Origin of the sequence: Pseudozobellia thermophila (assembly GCF_900141855.1) — a bacterium.
Taxonomy (GTDB): Bacteria; Bacteroidota; Bacteroidia; order Flavobacteriales; family Flavobacteriaceae; genus Pseudozobellia; species Pseudozobellia thermophila.
Map to the genome: position 1 here is coordinate 65,766 of NZ_FQYU01000007.1, position 20,516 is coordinate 86,281.

15 protein-coding genes are annotated in these 20,516 nt (G+C 46.1%); 6 read left to right on the top strand and 9 right to left on the bottom strand.

Going from position 1 to position 20,516, the window contains the following annotated elements:
- Nucleotides 1-39: 39 nt before the first annotated feature.
- Entirely contained in the window at nt 40-702 is a 663-nt protein-coding gene (locus BUB37_RS15940) for an endonuclease III domain-containing protein (protein ID WP_072994825.1), read from the top strand.
- A gap of 234 nt (nt 703-936) precedes the next feature.
- Here the strand turns inward: BUB37_RS15940 and BUB37_RS15945 are convergent, their stop codons facing one another.
- The 3 genes from BUB37_RS15945 to BUB37_RS15950 form a co-directional block, all read right to left on the bottom strand.
- A complete protein-coding gene (locus BUB37_RS15945) occupies nt 937-1,518 on the bottom strand; it encodes an RNA polymerase sigma factor (RefSeq protein WP_072994826.1) in 582 nt (193 codons plus the stop codon).
- A gap of 368 nt (nt 1,519-1,886) precedes the next feature.
- On the bottom strand, nt 1,887-2,030 hold the full coding sequence (locus BUB37_RS21660) for a hypothetical protein (protein ID WP_170863181.1): 144 nt from the start codon (nt 2,028-2,030) through the stop codon (nt 1,887-1,889).
- 74 nt (nt 2,031-2,104) lie between these two features.
- Complete coding sequence (locus tag BUB37_RS15950; RefSeq protein WP_072994930.1) at nt 2,105-2,686, bottom strand: RNA polymerase sigma factor; 582 nt, start codon at nt 2,684-2,686, stop codon at nt 2,105-2,107.
- A 245-nt stretch (nt 2,687-2,931) separates the two neighbouring features.
- Here BUB37_RS15950 and uvrA point away from each other — a divergent pair, with 245 nt between their 5' ends.
- A complete protein-coding gene (gene uvrA, locus BUB37_RS15955) occupies nt 2,932-5,709 on the top strand; it encodes an excinuclease ABC subunit UvrA (RefSeq protein WP_072994931.1) in 2,778 nt (925 codons plus the stop codon).
- A 254-nt stretch (nt 5,710-5,963) separates the two neighbouring features.
- A complete protein-coding gene (locus BUB37_RS15960; RefSeq protein ID WP_072994932.1) occupies nt 5,964-7,127 on the top strand; it encodes a hypothetical protein in 1,164 nt (387 codons plus the stop codon).
- 78 nt (nt 7,128-7,205) lie between these two features.
- Here the strand turns inward: BUB37_RS15960 and BUB37_RS15965 are convergent, their stop codons facing one another.
- The 6 genes from BUB37_RS15965 to BUB37_RS15990 form a co-directional block, all read right to left on the bottom strand.
- The gene (locus BUB37_RS15965) at nt 7,206-9,509 is read right to left on the bottom strand and encodes an FdhF/YdeP family oxidoreductase (RefSeq protein WP_072994933.1); all 2,304 of its coding nucleotides are present in this window, start codon (nt 9,507-9,509) and stop codon (nt 7,206-7,208) included.
- 105 nt (nt 9,510-9,614) lie between these two features.
- Complete coding sequence (locus tag BUB37_RS15970) at nt 9,615-10,430, bottom strand: hypothetical protein (RefSeq protein WP_072994827.1); 816 nt, start codon at nt 10,428-10,430, stop codon at nt 9,615-9,617.
- Nucleotides 10,431-10,558: 128 nt separating this feature from the next.
- A complete protein-coding gene (locus tag BUB37_RS15975) occupies nt 10,559-12,019 on the bottom strand; it encodes a lipopolysaccharide biosynthesis protein (RefSeq protein ID WP_072994828.1) in 1,461 nt (486 codons plus the stop codon).
- Between the two features lie 31 nt (nt 12,020-12,050).
- A complete protein-coding gene (locus BUB37_RS15980; protein ID WP_072994829.1) occupies nt 12,051-13,331 on the bottom strand; it encodes a glycosyltransferase family 4 protein in 1,281 nt (426 codons plus the stop codon).
- A gap of 45 nt (nt 13,332-13,376) precedes the next feature.
- Nucleotides 13,377-15,824 carry a YfhO family protein gene (locus tag BUB37_RS15985; protein ID WP_072994830.1) on the bottom strand — a complete coding sequence of 816 codons (2,448 nt, stop codon included), beginning with the start codon at nt 15,822-15,824 and terminating at the stop codon, nt 13,377-13,379.
- A gap of 153 nt (nt 15,825-15,977) precedes the next feature.
- Nucleotides 15,978-16,241: a DUF4834 family protein gene (locus tag BUB37_RS15990; protein ID WP_072994831.1), complete on the bottom strand. Its 264-nt coding sequence runs from the start codon at nt 16,239-16,241 to the stop codon at nt 15,978-15,980.
- Nucleotides 16,242-16,429: 188 nt separating this feature from the next.
- On the opposite strand from BUB37_RS15990, the gene BUB37_RS15995 reads away from it, so the two are divergent.
- The 3 genes from BUB37_RS15995 (at nt 16,430) to BUB37_RS16005 (ending at nt 20,502) form a co-directional block, all read left to right on the top strand.
- Nucleotides 16,430-17,497 (top strand): transporter, encoded by a 1,068-nt coding sequence (locus BUB37_RS15995; protein WP_072994832.1) that lies wholly within the window; start codon nt 16,430-16,432, stop codon nt 17,495-17,497.
- A 92-nt stretch (nt 17,498-17,589) separates the two neighbouring features.
- Nucleotides 17,590-18,708 (top strand): GTP cyclohydrolase, encoded by a 1,119-nt coding sequence (locus tag BUB37_RS16000; RefSeq protein WP_072994833.1) that lies wholly within the window; start codon nt 17,590-17,592, stop codon nt 18,706-18,708.
- Nucleotides 18,709-19,038: 330 nt separating this feature from the next.
- Nucleotides 19,039-20,502 (top strand): potassium/proton antiporter, encoded by a 1,464-nt coding sequence (locus BUB37_RS16005; RefSeq protein ID WP_072994834.1) that lies wholly within the window; start codon nt 19,039-19,041, stop codon nt 20,500-20,502.
- Nucleotides 20,503-20,516 lie beyond the last annotated feature (14 nt).

Consider the following 20,516-nt stretch of genomic DNA (forward strand, 5'->3'; position numbering starts at 1 on the left):
TCGTACTCTTCATAATTCCAAAACGAAACTAAGTAAAAAATGACTAAAGCCGAAAAGGTTGACTTTACCATAAAGACATTACAGGAGCTTTATCCTGAAATTCCCGTCCCATTGGACCACAAAGATCCCTATACCCTGTTGATCGCCGTACTTATGTCGGCCCAAAGTACCGATGTCAGGGTCAATCAAATAACCCCCTTGCTCTTTGCCCGGGCCGACAACCCTTACGATATGGTAAAATTATCGGTCGAGGAAATCCGCGAAATCATAAAGCCCGTTGGGCTATCGCCGATGAAATCGAAGGGTATTCACGGACTTTCAAAAATATTGATCGAAAAATACGATGGTCAGGTTCCTGCCGACCTCAAATCATTGGAAGAACTTCCTGCCGTAGGCCATAAAACGGCCAGTGTTGTCGTATCGCAGGCATTCGGTATTCCCGCATTTCCAGTAGATACGCATATTCATCGTTTGATGTACCGATGGGGATTTTCGAACGGAAAAAATGTGGTACAGACCGAAAAGGATGCCAAAAGACTGTTCCCTAAAAACCTGTGGAACGACCTGCACCTTCAAATTATTTGGTACGGTCGGGAATATTCGCCGGCTAGGGGGTGGGACTTAGATCGAGATATAATTACCAAGACCATAGGAAGAAAAAAAGTGATAGAAGAGTACCTTAAAGCAAAAAAGTCCCGTTAAACAAGGACTTTTTGCTTTTTAATTTAAACTGTTCTCGAATTGAAGCTTTTTATATTCAACCACATGTAACTGCTTGGAGAACCCCAATAAAAATTGGATCGTTTCAGAACTGATTTTTACGATTTCACCTCTTTCTAGGTTGTCAGAGTAGATTTTTTCCATAATAGTAGCATAGTTATACTAGGATAACGCAACTACATATGAAATATTGTTATAGGGGTTAAACCCGCCTGTCTAGTTCGTCAAGACGATATTGTTCTTTTCGATGATCTTGCGAAGGTTAATGAGCGCATAGCGCATTCTTCCTAGAGCCGTATTGATGCTAACTCCCGTATTTTCAGAGATTTCCTTAAAACTCATATCCCTATAGATCCGCATCACCAAAACTTCTTTTTGGTCATCGGGAAGTTCTTCTACCAAGTGCCTAAGGTCTGAATTGATCTGATCTTTGATCAATTGCTTTTCCGCATTTAACTTATCGTCGCCGATTACCGAAAAAATATTGAAATCGTCGTTGCCTTCGAACATCGGCATCCTTTTGTTCTTTCTAAAATGATCGATGATCAGGTTATGCGCAATACGCATCACCCAAGGTAAAAATTTACCCTCTTCACTATAGGTACCTTTTTTCAAGGTTCTGATGACCTTGATAAAGGTGTCTTGAAAAATGTCTTCGGTAATGTCCTTATCCAATACCTTTGAATAAATAAAACTCGTAATCCTTTGGTTATGGCGGTTGATCAGTATCTCCAAGGCTTTTTCATCTCCGGCGATGTAATCTCTTACTAATATTGAGTCTTCGGTCTGTAGGTTCATACGTGTAGATTTTTTGTTAAGATTTGAGGTCATTTAGTTAATGTTTCGGATCGTCTTACAAGAGTACCTTTTTAATTCTGACATAAAACTAGAAAGATTGGGTCTCGCAGAAAAAACATTGTTGTCAAACTGCCAGTTTATGATGTGAAAACCTACTTTTTCTGTTTTCAACAAAATAAAACCAGAACATATGCGTTGAAATCGGAAAACCGTTTGAATACAAGGCTTTACGCCATAAGCCAGTAGGTAGAAAAGGGACTTATCCATTTTTTTGGCCGCCTATGACGGCCAAGCCCGGCACCATACCCCCAAAAAAAAGCCCCGGTGTATACACCAGGGCCTTACCTTATTAAAGTTTCTAAACGTACTTAATTCAAGTTCGATTCAAATTTTATTCCTTCGGCCTCCATAACATCCAAGGCCTTGGAATAATCCAACAAAAACTTTACCGTTGAATCACTTACCTTATAATTATAGTTCTTACTTTGTTCCGCAGAGTAGATTTTTCCCATATTTATATCAGTATTGTTTCACGATAATAACGCTACCGATATAAATATAATGAATAAGCTCGACCTACCGCCTATTAATTCGTTAAAACAATATTGTTCCGCTCTATGATCTTACGAAGGTTGATCAAGGCGTAGCGCATACGTCCCAAGGCCGTGTTTATACTTACCCCGGTATTTTCCGATATTTCCTTAAAACTCATATCCCTGTAAATACGCATTATCAGTACTTCCTTCTGGTCGGCAGGCAGTTCATTGACCAAGACCCCAAGGTCGGAATCAATTTGGTCTTTTATGATCTGGCGTTCGACGTTCAACTTGTCATCCCCCATAAGGGAAAAGATATCAAAACTGTCCGCCCCGTTGAACATGGGCATTCGGCTACTTTTTCGATAATGGTCTATAATAAGGTTATGGGCTATACGCATGACCCAGGGCAAGAACTTGCCTTCTTCGTTGTAAGACCCCTTTCTTAGGGTCTTTATTACCTTAATAAAGGTATCCTGAAAAATATCTTCGGTAATGTCCCGGCTGTTGACCTTTGAGTAAATAAAACTGCTCAGTCTTTGATTGTGCTTGTCGATCAGTATTTCCAGTGCCTTTTCGTCACCGGCAATATATCTTTTTACCAGAAGGGAATCTTCGAGTTGTACATCCATAGCTATTACTTTTTTTTTAAAACCATGCATCCCATCCATGGGAAAGGAGCCGTAGTCGATCGTTCTAAATTTTAAAAAGTAATTTTTTATGCTATAGGCGTATTAACATTTAGTTAGTATCAAATATAGAAAAAATTAAATGGTTCATAAAATAATCTTCTATGAGCCATTTTAACCCTTACATACCTAGTATACGATATTATTTTTAATATGGTTCATCGTATCTTTGCAAAAGATATTTGAAAATGGCAGTAGAACTAGAGGTCAATCCAAAGGAGAACATCATTATAAAGGGTGCAAAGTTGCACAATCTCAAGAATATCGATGTTATCATCCCCCGCAATAAACTCGTGGTAATCACCGGATTATCCGGATCGGGCAAGTCCACCTTGGCCTTCGACACCCTCTACGCCGAGGGGCAGCGCCGGTATGTCGAAAGCCTTTCTTCCTATGCCCGACAATTTTTGGGAAAACTCGACAAACCCAAGGTCGATTACATAAAGGGCATAGCCCCGGCCATAGCCATCGAACAGAAGGTAAACTCGACCAACCCCCGCTCGACGGTCGGGACCACCACCGAGATATACGATTATCTTAAATTGCTTTTTGCCCGTATCGGCAAGACCTATTCCCCTATTTCGGGGAAGGAGGTAAAAAAAGACTCGGTGACCGATGTGGTTCGCCATGTCAAAACCTATGGTGAGGGCACAAAGCTCTTGTTACTGGCCCCTATAAAAATCGATGAAAACCGGGACCCCCTTAAATCGTTGCAGCTACTATCGAAACAAGGCTATGCCCGTATAAAGTACAACGGTGCGGTTTTGCGTATCGATGCCGCGCCGGAAGATATCTCCAGGGAATTCGACCTGGTGGTAGACCGTGTTGTCGTAAAAGACGACGAGGATTTCTACCACCGCTTGGCCAATGCCATAGACACGGCGTTCTTTGAAGGAAAAGGGGCGTGTATCATCGAAGAACTCGAAACAGGTAAACAAACCCGTTTTAGCAACAAATTTGAACTTGATGGCCTATCGTTCTTAGAACCCAATGTGCATCTTTTCAGCTTTAACAACCCCTACGGTGCCTGCCCCAATTGTGAGGGATACGGCGATGTAATAGGTATCGATGAAGATTTGGTCGTGCCCAATACGGCCCTCTCGGTATACGAGAACGCCATATCGCCCTGGCGGGGCGAAAGTATGGGCTGGTATCGCGACCAGTTGATCAATTCGGCCTATAAATTCGATTTCCCCATCCATAAACCCTGGTTTGAGCTTTCCGAGGCGCAGCGCCAATTGGTCTGGGAAGGCAACGCGCATTTTATAGGCCTGCACAAGTTCTTTGCCATGCTCGAGGAAAAAAGCTATAAGATCCAGAACCGGGTAATGCTCTCCCGGTATCGGGGCAAAACCAAATGTAGCCTTTGCAAGGGCAGGCGTCTTCGAAAGGAAACCGATTATGTAAAGATCGCTGGTAAAAGCATTTCCGATTTGGTGGAATTGCCCATTCAACGGCTTATACCTTTTTTCAAGGACCTCTCGCTCGACCCGCACGATGAGCAAATAGCTTCCCGTCTTCTTAAGGAAATCAATACCCGACTCGGTTTTTTGTTCAAGGTCGGATTGAGTTATCTGACCCTCAACCGTAAATCGAACTCGCTTTCAGGCGGTGAAAGCCAACGCATCAACTTGGCCACTTCATTGGGCAGTAGTTTGGTGGGTAGCATGTATATTCTCGATGAGCCCAGTATAGGACTGCATCCGAAAGACACCGAAAACCTCGTCGAGGTCCTAAAATCCCTACGCGACCTTGGCAATACGGTAATTGTGGTAGAACACGATGAGGATATTATGAAAGCCGCCGACCAGGTAATCGACATCGGCCCCGAGGCGGGTACCCATGGCGGTGAGGTAGTGGCATGCGGGCCCCTGCCCCAAGTCCTAAAATCCAAATCCCTGACCGCCAGCTATCTCAATGGCTCCAAGGAAATAGCCGTTCCCAAAAAAAGACGGACATCGCCCAACTATATTGAAATTATCGGTGCAAGGGAGAACAACCTTAAGAATATTGACGTCAGGTTTCCCTTGAACATGCTTACCGTGGTTACGGGAGTTTCCGGAAGCGGCAAAAGCACCTTGGTCAAAAAACTGCTCTACCCCATTATCTTAAAGGAAGTAGGAGGTTATGGCGAAAAGGCCGGACAGTTTACCAAGGTCGAGGGCAAGTACAAGTCGATCAAACACGTCGAATTCGTCGACCAAAACCCCATTGGCAGGTCGTCGCGTTCCAATCCCGTCACCTACATCAAGGCCTACGACGATATACGAAACCTCTACGCCACACAAAAATTGAGCAAGATCAGGGCCTATCAACCCAAGCATTTCTCTTTTAACGTAGATGGGGGGCGATGTGAAAAATGTAAGGGAGAGGGCGAAATTACCGTAGAGATGCAGTTTATGGCCGATGTCCATCTGGAATGCGACGCCTGCGGGGGCAAACGGTTTAAAAAGGAAGTATTGGAAGTAAAGTTCAACGATGCCAATATTGACGATGTTCTGAACATGACCATCGATGATGCCATAGCCTTTTTCGAAACCCACAAAGAGACCAAGATTACCAACAAGCTAAAACCCTTGCAAGATGTCGGCCTGGGCTATGTAACCTTGGGGCAATCGTCTTCGACCCTCTCGGGGGGCGAGGCACAGCGCATAAAGCTCGCTTCGTTTCTGGTAAAGGGCGCCACGAAGGACAAGGCCCTGTTTATTTTTGACGAGCCTACGACCGGCCTGCATTTTCACGATATAAAAAAGCTCTTAAAGTCTTTTGACGCCCTTATTTCAAAGGGGCATTCCGTAGTGGTCATCGAGCACAATATCGAATTGATCAAATGTGCCGATTACATTATCGATCTCGGCCCCGAAGGAGGTGAAAACGGAGGTAATGTATTGGCTTCGGGCACTCCCGAGGAAATCATAAAATCAGAAGGTTCCTTTACCGCCAAATACCTGGCCGAAAAACTCTGAACAAGGTTACGGTATTTTTCCTTTCGCCCCTTCGCCTGCATTTCGAAGACGGGCCTTAATTTCTTTTGTCCAGGTCTAAAAACGAGGCGCCTGCCCGAACCGTTTTTAGCGTTTCAACGTCTCCCCGCAAAACAACCTTCAATTTAAAATGTTGATTTACAGTAAATTAAACCTTGCTTCCTTTTTTTGGCACGTTGTTTGTTTATTTCCCAATGAATGTAAATAGTTGCATTCGGGAATTTAAACCTTATATCATGAAAAAATTAGTACTCCTTTTTTCGGCCTTGGTTATGGGCACCTCGGGTGCATGGGCCACAAGTACGGAAGATAAGGTTGCAGAACGCAATGCTTATAGATACAACGACGCTTTTATTTTTGTCGAGAATGGCATTACGTTCTCGGTATATCCCGATGGCGAATTCGACTTTTATATCGACTCTTATGTTAGCGGACGAAGAAACGGAATAACCTTTAACTCGGGCTTTGATTATAGTCCGTATGCGCAATACGACGATTATGGTGCCGTAATCCAAGTAGAGAACGTTCCGATATTCTACGATTATTATGGCCGTGTCACCCAAATTGGCAGTGTAGACATCAGGTATAACAATGGTAGGGTATACCGCTTAGGGGGTATGACCGTTTTCTATAACCGAAGGGGCTTCTACGATTACCATACCGGCTATATCAATATTTATAACAGACATTATGTGTTCAGGCCCTTCCATTCACTGTTCGTCAGGCCGGCATTGGGCTTCCGCCTTGTATTCCACAAACCTTATAGAAGGTACTATCGACCTATTCGATATACCTATCATAGACCCTATAGGTACAATAAAAGAAGGGCTTATGCCCAAATAGGCAAGCCCCATAAATACAACCAGGTTCGAAGGGAGCGCGCCAAAATTTACAGAAACGACAAGCGGGTAGCCGTTCGCAAAAGTCCGGTTAGAAACAATCGGTCGGTAGCTTCGAGAAGCAATACCCCTATTCGAAACAGCAATATAAGGGCAGACCGCACCAAAAACAATATTGCCCGTTCGAATGCCTCACGTAGAACCGATGTCAGTAGAAGTTCCGGCAATGCCAAACGCGGCGTGGCCCAAAGAAGCAGTACGCGAAACAGCACCATAAAGGCCAACAGCTCTCGTACCGTTACCCGAAAGTCTACGACCGTTGCATCTCCACGCGGCAATACCGTAACCAAAAGAACGGTGACGCGAACAACGAAGAACTATAATACACCAAGAAAGCGAACGGCGGGAAATTCGTCGGTACGACAAAGTAGTTCAAGGAGCAAAAGCGGAAGCGTTGCCACGAGAAGTTCGTCTACCCAAAGAAAGGTACGGAAGGCTCCAAACCAAAGAAGCAGTTCCGCTAACAGGTCCTCTTCTTCAAGAAGTACACGAAGATATTAAAAAACAGTTTTTAGGTTGGTTAGTTGTTTTACCCCCGTAGTGGATGGATGCACTACGGGGGTTTTTCGTGCCGTTCCCCTATTGGTCCTTCTCCACGGTGACCCGTACCGATTTGCTTATTGGCGTCTTGCTTCTATCGGCATAGTGGTTATAGGGAACCAGCATATTCGTCTCAGGGAAATAGGCCGCCAAATTCCCTTGGGGAATGTTGTACGGAACCACTAAAAATCTGCGGGCCGTTCTTTTTATACCGTCGTAATGGCTGTGGATGTTTACCACATCGAGTCGTTGAAGTGTCAGCGCTTTCATGTCCTCGGGATTCATGAAGAGTACCCGCCTTTCGTTATAAACCCCGCGGTAGCGATCATCGAGGCCATAGATGGTGGTATTGAACTGGTCGTGCGACCTGATGGTCATCAACAAAAACTCATCCTCTCCGAGGTTGTCTTCGGGCAGGCCGTTTATCGTCAACTGTGCCTTTCCCTTGGGAAGCATGCTAAAATCGAGCTCCCTTACATTATTGGGCAGGTAGTACCCAATACCTTTTGAACGTTCGCTTGTGTTGTCGAATCCCTTCACCACCTTGTCGATGCTTTCGCGGATCAAATCATAATCTTCGCCCATGGCCTTCCAATCGACGGCATGTTGACCGTTAAAATAAGTGTGCGCCAATTCGGCGATCAGTTCGGGTTCGCTCTTTATGGTATCGGATGCGGGTTTCAACAATCCCCTCGATTGCCTGACCCTTCCCATACTGTCCTCCATGGTGAGGTAACGCAACTTACCGTTCTTCAAGTCCTTTTCAGAACGACCAAAGGTAGGCAACAACAGGGCGGTCGTGCCGGTTACCAAATGGGACCGGTTCAGTTTCGTGCTTATTTGTACCGTCAAGGAGCAATTTTGCAAGGCCTGGGCCGTATACGCCGTATCGTTGGCGGCCATCAAAAAATTACCGCCAAGACAGACAAAGACCTTTCCCCTGCCCTCGTACATGGCCTTAATGGCCCCTACGGTATCTACCCCCTCGTTCGACGGGGGCACAAACCCGAGGTGCTTTTCAATTCGCCGGTTCAGTTTTTCGTCAACGTAGTGCATAATGCCCACACTGCGATCTCCTTGTACATTGCTATGCCCGCGTACAGGGCATGTACCGGCATTCGGTTTGCCTACGGCCCCCTTGAGCAACAAAAGGTTTACATACTCCCTAATGTTCTCCACACCATTCTTATGTTGGGTAAGGCCCATGGCCCAGCAAACCACGATGTTGCTTTTGGCGGCCAACAAGTCGACCGTTTTATCGATCAATCCTTCGGGCACCCCACATCTTGAAAGGAGGTCTTCTTCCCTGTATTTCTCCAAATCGGCAAGCAAGCCTTCGTACCCATCGACGTATTGGGCTATAAATTCATGGTCGAATACGTTTTTACCCTGTTTGTCAAGTTGGGCCAATCTTTTGAGAATCAATTTGACCAGGGGAACATCTTGGTTGATTCTTACGGGAAGATGCAGATCGGCCATGTTTTCACCCGGACCCAACCAACCGCTTAGATGTTGTGGATTTTTGAAGTTTACAAGACCGGCCTCCTCCAAAGGATTCACGCTGATTACCTTTCCGCCGTTTTTTTTGCATTTTTCCAAGGCCGAGAGCATTCTAGGGTGGTTGGTCCCCGGGTTTTGACCGGCGACGATAACCACTTCGGCATGGTACAGGTCTTCTAGCTTGACCGACCCTTTGCCGATACCCAGGGTTTCCGAAAGGGCCACTCCGCTCGATTCGTGGCACATATTGGAACAATCGGGCATGTTGTTGGTACCAAAGGCCCTGGCGAACATTCCATATAGATAGGCGGCCTCGTTACTTGATCGCCCGGAAGTGTAGAAAATAGCCTCATCGGGGTGGTCCAATTGGCGCAGTTCCCCCGAAATCAGTTCATAGGCTTCCGGCCAAGAAATCGGCTCGTAATGTACCTTTCCCGGACGAAGGACCATGGGCTCGGTCAGACGGCCAAATTTGTTCAATTGATAATCGGTCAGTTGGGACAGTTCTTCTACAGAATGTTTCTTAAAGAAATGCCTATCGATTTTATGGTTGGTCGCCTCATCGGCCAGGGCCTTGGCCCCGTTTTCGCAATATTCGGCAACGGTTGAAGGGGACTCGGGGTTGGGCCATGCACAACTGGGGCAATCAAAACCGTCTTCCTGGTTCATTTCCAACAGGGCCCGCATAGAGCGAACAATGCCCATTTCCTTAAAACCGTGTTTAAGGGCTTCCTTTACTCCTAATTTTCCCGCGGCATAACGCATGGGTTCGCCCAATCGAATATTCGTAAACGCTTCCGACCCGGTTAAGGATATATTCCTTTTTATACTATTTTCTGGCATAGGTTTCACTTGAAGATACTTAAACGACACTAGACGATGACCAAAATACAATTTCCCGGAAAGAAGATAATCGTTATTGGTCAAAAAGTACAGATTATTTGAAATCTATGGCTCAACAACTTTATGGGAAGCGTACTGGAGACTTAGTTCAACAAAAAAACAGTGGGCTACGTTTTTTCTGCCACTTGTATGTCCGATAGACCGATCCTCTTCATAAAGAACGGTGCCGTCTGCCGATTCTACCCTAAAATACAGTCCCGGTCCGGGAATGGCGGTAATGGGTGTCTCTATATTCACCAAGGGCGACAGAAAGGTTTTTTTAAAGTCGGAACTGTCGTAATCGACCCTAAAACATCCCCTATCGTCGGTGGTCCCCCGTCCGATAAGATCATCCTGTACCCAATCGACGTCCATGGCCGTTACGACAAGTCCGGAAAGTCCGGCTTCTTCCCTTCCCTTATATTTTACTACCCCACAAATCGTCCATGCATCGAAGACCCTTCGTATGCGGTACCAGTTTTCGAAGGAAAAATTGTAACTGTAACTGTAGGTATAATCATGGCCACGCCGATGCCAAATAGGCTTCAAACAAGCAAGATTGAATTGAAGGGGCTTGTGCCTGGTTGTTTTTTGGCATGGTACTTTCGACAGTCTTACGTCAATAGTTATCGGCTCGTCTTGGTAAAGCGCATTAAGTTCTACCTCGTAATTGCCTTTTGCATCGGTCTGGGCCTTGCCGATAACAAGATTTTCCCTTTTGGCAATTTCCTTTCGCGACAATGGGCGCAATTTGGATTTTAATTTGCCTTTCGACCTATTTTGCCCATTTTTTAAATAGATCAAGACCTCTACATTACTGACCGACTCCCGAATGTCCGGGAAAAGTGATGCGCTCAAATTACCCCTGATTATATAGCCCATGTCCAAAATTTGCGTAGTAAAGCTACTACAAAAATCATATTATATGGACAGTTGATCTACGAAGACCCCTTTTTCTTAGGCAAACGGATGATGCCGGTAGGATGGATTGCCCCATTGCCATCAAAGCCCTACCTCAGTTTTTTCATGTATTTGCCAATCAAGGCATAGACATCCTCGGAAATTCGAAATCGATATACCACACCTAAATAGAAAACGGTGATCAGCAGACTTTTCAAGGCGATGTTCACAATTGGGTGAAAAGGAAAGGATAACATGTAGAAAAGCAGACCGGTCCCGATCATAAGGAGGGCCGACAGGCCCGTTTTTTTTGTGAAGGGCACAATGGAAAACTTCAACTTCACATAAACGATTTTTAAGGTATTGTAAACAAACAAGGCCGAAAAACTGGCTATGGCGGCACCGTTCAACCCGTAACGGGGAATCAGCCATAAATTCAGAACGACCGTCATGGCGGCCAGTACAACCCCCAAGACCAAAATAGCCCTGTAATAGTCCGAATTATAGAGTATGGAATTGTTGTTTCCCATAAGGGCATCGTACACTTTGGCCAAGCCCAACCATACAAATATGACATATCCGTTTCCATAAGCTTCGGGCATCATGGCATACATATCGTTCAGGTTCAAGAAAATCAACAAAAACAAAAGTCCAGAAATAAGAAACAAGGTCAGGGAACTCTTTTGGTATAACCGCTTAAGGGCCTGTTTGTCTTTTCTGTTCAATAGTTCAGCCGTCATCGGATAGGTAATTTGGTGCATAGACCGCGAGGGTACGGCAATGACCATGGCAATAAACCCGGCTACGCTGTAATAGGCCACATTTTCCAACTCGATAAACTGGTTGATCATCACTTTGTCGACCTCAAGAAGAACGACGGCTATGGACCCCCCTAAGATGATCAGCGTACTATAAACCAGTATATTCCTGGTATTATCAGGAAATTGAAATTCCAATTTCGGAGGGCGTAGTCGATAGGCATAGATCTTCATAACCAAGGTCCGAAGCAAATAGACCCCCACCATGATATGTATATACGACTCTACGGTGATTATATCGAAATACAGGAGAAACAGCATGGTCGAGACCATCACCCGAGAGAAAACCTCCTTCATAAAATTTCCGAATACCGATTTCATCTGCACCCTGGCCCACCCGTAAAAAACCTCAAAATAGGCCATGGCCATGCCGATAAAAAAAATGTGCCACACATACTCCTTTACAATGGCATTTTCCCTTGAAAGAAAGTTTCCTATAGCCTCATATCCGAAGTACGTAATTATCCCTACCGGAACAATAAGGGCCAAGGGCAGGAGCAACATCAGGGTCAAAAACCCATCGGTGGTCTTCGCATCCTTAAAACTACTGTAAAACTTGACCAAGGTATTGGGCACGCCAAAGGCCAAAATCGGGTTAAGTACCAAGGAAGCGGACAAGATGACCTGAATAAGGCCATAGTACGTGGGCGACATAAAGTTCAGGTAAAGCACCAAGGTATTAAGCGCGCCGATGGCAAAGCCCAAATAGGTAACAATGGAGTTGTTCAATGATTGCTTTAATACAATACCCATTACACACTTAATGTTAACCGGTTAAATATCATTAATTTTGATTGATCAAATGGGCCAGCCGTTCGGTCAATGCCCTTCGGCTATAGACTTCGATATCGACCGAAGTCGAAACCAATTCGTTCTTTTTGTAGGCGTCGTACCACGCTAAGATAGCCGAGGTCAATTCTGAATCGGAGTTGTAATCAAAGGTTTTTCCGGACTTCGTTTTTGCTATAATGCTTCCCGCCTCCCACTCTTTTGGGCCCATCGCCAAAATAGGCCGCTTTGCCTGTATGTATTCGAACAACTTGCCCGGTAGGATGCCCTTGGTTTCCTCCGAATCTATTTCAACGAGCAACAAGAGTTGCGATTGGCGTTGTTTCCGCTGGGCCTCGGCATGCGAAACATAGCCCCTCATCTTGATGTAGGGCCCCAGCTCGTAGCGATAAAGGCTGTCCATCACATCTTGGCTTACCACTCCCATAAACTCCAATTGCAGGTCGGCCCGGAACACGGCATTTTCCGAAGCGATCCGAGAAAGGGCCTTCCATAGGTTCTTAGGGTTTCTTCCCGTCAACAAAGAGCCTATATGCGATATGGTAAAGTTCTTGTCTAGATCGACCTCGGCGGCATACCCCGTGTCATAGCCATTGGTAATGACCGAAATAGGCCGATCGGTCAGCCCCCTAAATTCCCGCTTTGTGGTTTCGCTGGTCGTAATGATATGGTCGGCCTCGGTAAGTACGGCCTTTTCCAAGGCCTTATGCTTTTCTTGCGCTGCTTTCGAAAGTTTCAACTTTTTGTGGTAACCGATCGATGTCCACGGGTCCCTGAAATCGGCAAACCAGGTAAGGTTCAACTCCTTTTTTAAGCTGCGGCCTATCAAATGTACGCTATGCGGCGGCCCCGTCGTGACCAAGGTGGTTATGTTTTCGGTCTTCAACAGCTCCGACAAATAGGCCACGGAAGGCTTTACCCAAAACTTTCTGGCGTCGGGGATAAAATAGTTTCCCCGTACCCACAACATGGCCTTTTCGACCAAGGACTGGTTCTTGTTTTGTATGATGCCCGAGCTGATGCGCCTTGTTTTTTTCGAAGACAACAGTTTTGCGAAGCCATAGGGCTCGAACACAGGCCGGCTATGGACGCTTATGTTTTTGGGCACCTCTTTTACCAATGATGGATCTTCGATCGGGTAGTGGGGGTTTTCGGGAATATAAACAATGGGCTCTATATCGAAATCGCGAAGGTACTTGACGAACTTCAACCATCGCTGTACCCCGGGACCACCGGCAGGAGGCCAATAATATGTAACTATGAGCACCTTTTTCATAAGTCAAACACTTGGTTAAGTTCGGGGCATGGTCGTCGCCCATTTTTAAGCCCCATCCCCTTCTTTGTCTTGTTTTCCCTTTTGGTAAAAGGAAAACCCTATTCCGAAGAAAACGACCAATCCCAGGAGTATGGACGAAGCCAAGGTAATTTGGCTTCCCCTTTTTACGACTTCGGGCTCGAACTTGAACTCAATGGTATGTTGCCCAGGGGGCACCCGCATGGCGCGAAGACTGTAGTCTACCCTAAAGTGGCTTGTCAATTCTCCGTCCAAATAAACATTCCAACCCTGGGGATAGTACATTTCAGAAAAAACGGCAAGTCCCTCGTTCGCATTGTTCGACGTATAGGTAAGGTGGTTGGGCGCATAATCGGTCAAACTTATGGATGCCGTGGAGTCGACCTCGAACTCGAAACGGTCCAAGGAAGCGATATCCGAGGAATTGACCACCGCCTCGTTTTTGGTATCGAGGTTTTCAAGGGCCTTTATGGCCTCGTCGGCACTGTTCACCCGGTTCAATTTACGAACGAACCACGCATTGCCGTTGGCTTCGGGGTTGACCGCAGGATAGCGCCTGCCCTCTTCGTCTTGCTGTATCACGTATTTAACGTTCAACATATTCAACACATTCATATTGCCCTTGTAAATGTGAAACAGGAACAAGTCTTCCAAGGCGGCCGGTTTGGCGGCGTGATAGCCCCCAATGGACTGATGGTAATAGGAAGTACGGGCACCGTTTATACCCTCGGCCGGATCGTATACCCTAAAAATACCGCTATCCTTTTTGATCTGCTTGTCCAATGCCATTTCAGGAAAGGGCTGTGCCATTCTGCGCTTGGCCACAAAGTCATCGCCGTCGACATAGCGCAGCCCCACGCCGACCAAGTCGAGGACGATCAGGAGGCCAATGGCAACAAGGGTGAAGTTTTCCTTAAGCCTTCCTTTCAGGTACAAGCCTATGGTCGCGGCGGTTAGCAAAACGAATATGAGGGAACGGATCAAATCGCTGTTGTAGACCGCCCTACGGTCGGCCTGGATCAGGGAAACCAGCTCATCTCCATAATTCTGGATCAGAAAATCGTCGCTCGGCCCCACAAAATCGAAGGCTCCTTTAAAAACGAAGAGAAGAACCCCCAAGCCCAAGACACCGAAAAAGGATATTTTTAGGGCCTTGGTCTTTTCAGATACCCCAAGTTTACTATTAAACAATTGGCGCAACGCCAATACGGCCATTACCGGGGCACATAGCTCCAATACCACCTGAATCGACGATACGGCCCTGAACTTATCGTACAGGGGAAAATAGTCGATCATAAAATCGGTCAGCAACGAAAAGTTCTTGCCCCACGAAAGCATCAGGGACATCAAGGTTCCGCCCAAAAGCCACCATTTGGCCTTGCCTTTGACCAAAAACAGCCCCAAGACAAACAGAAAAAAGACGATTGCCCCGATATAGGCCGGCCCGGCAACTATGGGCTGATCGCCCCAATAAAGAGGCAAGCCACTGGAAAAACTAAGGGCCTGGCTTCTAGAAACCCCTTGATCGATCAAAAAGTTAAAACTCTTGGACTTTTCGCCCAAGTCCTCCCCATTCGACCCTCCGAACAAGCGGGGCACGAAGAGGTTCAACGACTCCGCGATGCCATAACTGTACTGGGTGATGTATTCCTTATCGAGTCCATCCGTCTTTTCCTTTGCCGAACCATCGGGGTTGATGGTCAGCTCCGATTTGCCACGTGTACTCCAATCGGCGTATTCCTTGGTGGCCATGAGCCCTGTGGCATTGGCCGCAATTCCCAGAATGACGGCACCCAGCAAGATGCCTACAGAAAGAAAATAGTGCCTTAGTTCTTTCTTTTTTACGGCATCGACCAGGTATACGACCCCGAGAACCAGTACCAACAACATAAAATAATAGGTCATTTGATAATGGTTGGCCCCAATTTCAAGGGCCATGGCGATAGCGGCAAGGATGAACCCCCAGAGGTATTTCTTTCTAAAGACGAGGACGATGCCCCCCAAGAGCATGGGAATATAGCCAAGGGCATGGGCCTTTGCGTTATGGCCGACCCCCAATATAATTATCAAGTAAGTCGAAAAGCCAAAGGCCAGCGCCCCCAAAACCGACAATCGATAATCGACCTTTAGGCAGCACAAAAGAATATAAAATCCGATAAAATAGAGGAATAGATAGTCTGCGGGCCGGGGCAAAAACCGAATCAACCGATCCAGTTTTTTCACATAATCGTGGGGGTAATAGGCCCCAAGCTGATAGGTAGGCATTCCGCCAAAGGCACTATTCGTCCAATAGGGCTCTTCCCCGGTTCGCTTGCGAAAGTCGTTCTGCTCTTTGGCCATTCCGGTAAACTGGACGATATCGGACTGTTCGATGACCTTGCCCTGTAGAACGGGGTGGAAATAAGCCAAGGCGACGATAACAAAGAACACGGTTACAAAAAAGTGGACGAAGAAGGCTTTTAATCCTTTTTGCATAACTGGAAATATCAATTAACAGGGCTAAAATAACGAACTTATCCCGACTTTTGCGAGGATGCATGGGAATTCGGGGTGCGTAAATTGGCGCACGAAGTAAAAAAGGGGTATCAAGAAGGCCTGTCTTGGGGCGGCAAGCCCTCTTTCATTGACCTAATCGATTTCCTCGAAATCGATATAATCGCCCACTTTCTTTGACGGCTTGCTGTTCTTTACCGATTTCTTTTCTATGATAACCTCCCCAACACGTTCTTCTTGGCGCTGCGCTTGCTGGGCAAATTCGCCGAAACGTTCCTTAAAGTGTTCCTCGGTCTTGCGTGCCGCGTAACCAAAAATTTTGGGGGCAAACATCCGGACCAAAATCTTAAAAAGATAATAGACCAGTAGTATTATTAATATTGTCTTTAAAAATGCCATTTTTCTACGTATGATTATATCAAAAATACGATTCTGACGTTGTAATATGGGGTCAAAACTGCTAAAATTAAGCTAAAGTAGCCCTAAGCGCTTGACAGGGGCGGCGCGAACCACCCGATTAAAAGCGTACAAATCGTAACATTTGGACAGGTGACAACCTTATCGAGCCTTTTGCAAACCGTAGAAAAATGAAAAATTTTTTTAACAGCCTAATCTTTATGCTGCCCCTTATCGGGCTAGCCCAATATACCGATGTAATCAACTCAAACCGCCCCGGTCAATCGGTCAGCGCCTATGCCGTGGGCCGAAATGTCATCCAGGTCGAAGGCGGGGTCTTTTACGAGCAGAGCGACCACTCCCTATTGAACACCGAAAGCAACATATGGGGGGGAGAATTTGCCCTGAGGTACGGCCTACTTTTTGAAGAGCTCGAAATCATTTACGAGGGCACTTACCAAAACCAAAACATCACCTATACCGATTTTGGCACCTCATACAATCTGACCGATTTTTCAAGAAACCGAGTCGGACTCAAATTTTTGATATACGATCGGTACAAGTCGGAAGAGCGCAACAAGCCCAATCTTTACAGTTGGCGGGCCAACAACGTCTTTCAGCTGAAAAACCTGATTCCCTCGGTGTCCGTTTACGGGGGCGCCACCTTTAACCTGGGCGACAATCCGTTTTATGTCGGAGACCCCACAGTGTCTTACCGCGCCATGGTAGCCACCCAAAGTAGGCTTTCGCCCCGCTTTGTACTTATTGGCAACTTTGCCTACGACCGTATAAGCACCGATTTTCCGGAACTGAGCTACATCGTCTCCCTTACCCACGCCTTCAGAAACCCCAAATGGAGCGCTTTTGTCGAAAACCAAGGAATCGACAGCGATCGGTATTCGGACGTTCTCCTGCGCGGAGGCATAGCCCATCTTTTGAGCGAGGATCTTCAAGTGGACTTTAACCTTGGGGCCAGTTTCAAAAACACCCCTTCCCGAATCTTTGTGACCATGGGCGCCTCATATCGCCTTGACCTCCACAAAGACAAGCTCAAGGCCATAGACGAGCAAAATGCGGGAGAAAACGGGGGAGCCATCAAAAAGAACAGCATGAAGAAAAAGGAAAAGAAAAAGAAAAAGAAAACCGGAAGTGGCGCCGAGGACATCGATCTTGGCCCTACGAAGAAACAGTTGAGAAAACTGAAAAAGGAGGAAAAAAAGAAGAAAAAAAATAGTGATAACGGGGCCATTGACTTTTAACCACCTGAACTTAAACCCATGACCATAAATTAGGGCCATTATTTTATTCTCATCCTAATTATGCCTAATATTGACCCTATAAAATCAATTGTATGGTCACCTTAAAGGAAGCGGTATCCAAGAGCGATATGAAGGCGTTCGTCATGTTTCCCTTCTCGCTTTATAAGGGCTCTCCATATTGGGTCCCCCCCATCATCGCCGACGAGATGGCAACCTTCGACAAAAACAAAAACCCTGCCTTTAAAAATGCGGATGCCCGCTTTTTTCTAGCCTATAGGGACAACACCGTCGTAGGCCGAATCGTCGCCATCGTGAACCATCTTGAGGTAAACCAACAGAAGGTCAGAAAAATGCGTTTTGGGTGGTTTGATTTTATAGACGATTTGGAGGTTTCCAAAGTCTTGTTGGAAAAGGTAGCGGAAATAGGAAAAGAACACGGATTGGATTTTATGGAAGGTCCGGTCGGGTTTTCGAACCTTGACAAGGTGGGGGTCTTGACCGACGGCTACGACCATATCGGAAGCATGGTCACCTGGTACAACTATCCCTACTACGTAAACCACTACGAACAACTCGGTTTTAAGGAGGAGAAACGATATGTGGAAAACAAGTTTCCTACCAGCAATGCCGACCCGGCCCTGTTCACCAAACTCAACGAGCTGGTAAAGGCCCGGTACGGCCTAAGGGAAATCAATTTTACAAAAACGAAGGAGGTTTTGCCCATGGCCGACCAAATGTTCGACCTTTTTAACGAAACCTATTCAAAGCTCTCTTCACACGTACCCATTACCGAAGAGCAAAAAGCGTATTTCAAGAAAAAGTACATCTCCTTTATCAATCCCGAGTACATCAAGTTCATCGTCGACAAAAACGATAAACTGATGGCCTTCGCCATCGTAATGCCATCCTTTTCCAAAGCCTTGCAAAAAGCCAACGGAAAATTGTTCCCCTGGGGCATTTTTCACCTTCTCAGGGCCAAGAAATACAACAAGGACGCTTTTTTCTACCTTATCGGCATCCATCCCGATTACCAGAACAAGGGCGTGACGGCAATCATCTTTAACGAATACTACAAGACCTTTAAGAAAAAAGGCATCGAAATGTGCTACCGCACCCCTGAGTTGGAAGACAATATCGCCATCAGGCAAATGTGGAAACACTTCGATCCCAAAATATACAAACGTCGATCTACGTATAAAAAGGACCTCTGACGGATGACTACCAGCATTAGCCTCTTTTCACCTCCCCGCGCGATGCACCCGTTTTCCATGGCTCCCTATTCCTGCCCGGGCATTCACAAAAAGCCTCGGCAACGAATATTAAAAGTGCAAAAGACCCGTGTTTGTGGTATTTTTGTGCACACACCTAGGAGGTAAGATTGACCGTGCCGTGCATTCGGGGCAAATATGTCAAAAAAAACACCCACGGGTATTGACCAAAAAGCAAAAAATAATTATTCTTTGTGACGTTACCAGGGGTTTTAGGACGTAAAATTCGACGGGCCCCAACATCATCACAAATTAAATTTTATCAGTCCCTATATGAACCTGACCATTGAGAATATAGTTTTAGTAGGATCGGTATTATTGTTTGTCAGTATCATCGCCGGAAAGACCTCCTACCGGTTCGGCGTTCCGGTACTACTGTTGTTTTTGGCCATCGGAATGTTGGCCGGATCGGAGGGCATAGGGGGCATCAATTTCAACGATCCCCAGATAGCCCAGTTCATAGGTTTGGTATCACTGAACTTTATTTTGTTTTCCGGGGGGCTCGATACGAACTGGAACGCCATTAAACCTGTATTGCGCGAAGGACTGGCACTGTCTACCTTGGGCGTACTTTTAACGGCCCTGTCACTAGGAACCTTCGTTTATTTTGTCACCGACTTTACCATTTACGAAAGCATGCTTTTGGGCTCCATCGTGTCCTCTACGGATGCCGCGGCCGTATTTTCGATATTAAGGTCTAAAAGTCTTGCCCTTAAAACCAATCTAAGACCTACTTTGGAATTGGAAAGCGGAAGTAACGACCCCATGGCCTATGTACTGACCATAGCCAGTTTAACCTTGGTGATGAACCAAGACCAGAACGTCCTTTCGGTCATTCCCCTGCTCTTGCAGCAAATGATTTTGGGCGGCATAGCCGGCTTTCTCTTCGGCAAGCTCAGCAAACTTATTATCAACCGAATAAAATTGGATTTCGAGGGCCTTTATCCCGTCCTGGTCATTTCCCTAATGTTCATCACCTTTTCGGCGACCAACACCATAGGCGGGAACGGCTTTCTGGCCATTTATATCTGTGCCGTTTATCTGGGCAACCAAGACCTCATCCACAAAAAGACCATACTAAAGATCTACGACGGTCTGGCCTGGCTCATGCAGATCGTGCTCTTCTTGACCCTGGGCCTGCTCGTGTTTCCTTCGCAGGTGGTACCCTATATCGGCATTGGCCTCCTGATATCGATTTTTTTGATCCTTGTTGCCCGTCCTATCGGGGTCTTTCTCAGTTTAATGTTCTTTAAGATGAAAATGCGAAGGCGCTTTTACATCTCTTGGGTAGGGCTGCGTGGGGCCGTTCCCATCGTATTCGCTACCTATCCCCTTTTGGCCGGTATTGAAAAGGCCGATGTAATATTCAATATTGTCTTTTTTATTTCGGTCACCTCGGTCTTGATCCAAGGAACCACCTTGTCAATTGTCGCCAAATGGCTGCATGTGGCCCTGCCCGAAAAAGCAAAAAAACTTACGGCCACCGATTTGCTGATGACCGAAAACCCCAAGGCCGAAATGCGGGAGATACTGGTCACCAAAGACTGCTATGCCGTCGACAAGAAAATTGTGGACCTCGGTTTTCCCAAAAACGCGATCATAGCCATGATCATAAGGGACAACAACTATATCACGCCCAATGGAAGCACTCAAATCGAGGCCGACGATACCTTGGTAGTACTTGCCGATAAGGCGCAGGCCTTTGAAGAAGTTAATAAGACGCTACAGATTACCTAAACAAAAAAGTACTT

Coding starts and splice junctions, on each gene's coding strand:
- BUB37_RS16000 (WP_072994833.1), top strand. CDS start 17,590: ATGGTCACCTTAAAGGAAGCGGTATCCAAGAGCGATATGAAGGCGTTC.
- BUB37_RS15965 (WP_072994933.1), bottom strand. CDS start 9,509: ATGCCAGAAAATAGTATAAAAAGGAATATATCCTTAACCGGGTCGGAA.
- BUB37_RS15945 (WP_072994826.1), bottom strand. CDS start 1,518: ATGAACCTACAGACCGAAGACTCAATATTAGTAAGAGATTACATCGCC.
- BUB37_RS15995 (WP_072994832.1), top strand. CDS start 16,430: ATGAAAAATTTTTTTAACAGCCTAATCTTTATGCTGCCCCTTATCGGG.
- BUB37_RS15950 (WP_072994930.1), bottom strand. CDS start 2,686: ATGGATGTACAACTCGAAGATTCCCTTCTGGTAAAAAGATATATTGCC.
- BUB37_RS15975 (WP_072994828.1), bottom strand. CDS start 12,019: ATGGGTATTGTATTAAAGCAATCATTGAACAACTCCATTGTTACCTAT.
- BUB37_RS15980 (WP_072994829.1), bottom strand. CDS start 13,331: ATGAAAAAGGTGCTCATAGTTACATATTATTGGCCTCCTGCCGGTGGT.
- uvrA (WP_072994931.1), top strand. CDS start 2,932: ATGGCAGTAGAACTAGAGGTCAATCCAAAGGAGAACATCATTATAAAG.
- BUB37_RS16005 (WP_072994834.1), top strand. CDS start 19,039: ATGAACCTGACCATTGAGAATATAGTTTTAGTAGGATCGGTATTATTG.
- BUB37_RS15940 (WP_072994825.1), top strand. CDS start 40: ATGACTAAAGCCGAAAAGGTTGACTTTACCATAAAGACATTACAGGAG.
- BUB37_RS15990 (WP_072994831.1), bottom strand. CDS start 16,241: ATGGCATTTTTAAAGACAATATTAATAATACTACTGGTCTATTATCTT.
- BUB37_RS21660 (WP_170863181.1), bottom strand. CDS start 2,030: ATGGGAAAAATCTACTCTGCGGAACAAAGTAAGAACTATAATTATAAG.
- BUB37_RS15970 (WP_072994827.1), bottom strand. CDS start 10,430: ATGGGCTATATAATCAGGGGTAATTTGAGCGCATCACTTTTCCCGGAC.
- BUB37_RS15960 (WP_072994932.1), top strand. CDS start 5,964: ATGAAAAAATTAGTACTCCTTTTTTCGGCCTTGGTTATGGGCACCTCG.
- BUB37_RS15985 (WP_072994830.1), bottom strand. CDS start 15,824: ATGCAAAAAGGATTAAAAGCCTTCTTCGTCCACTTTTTTGTAACCGTG.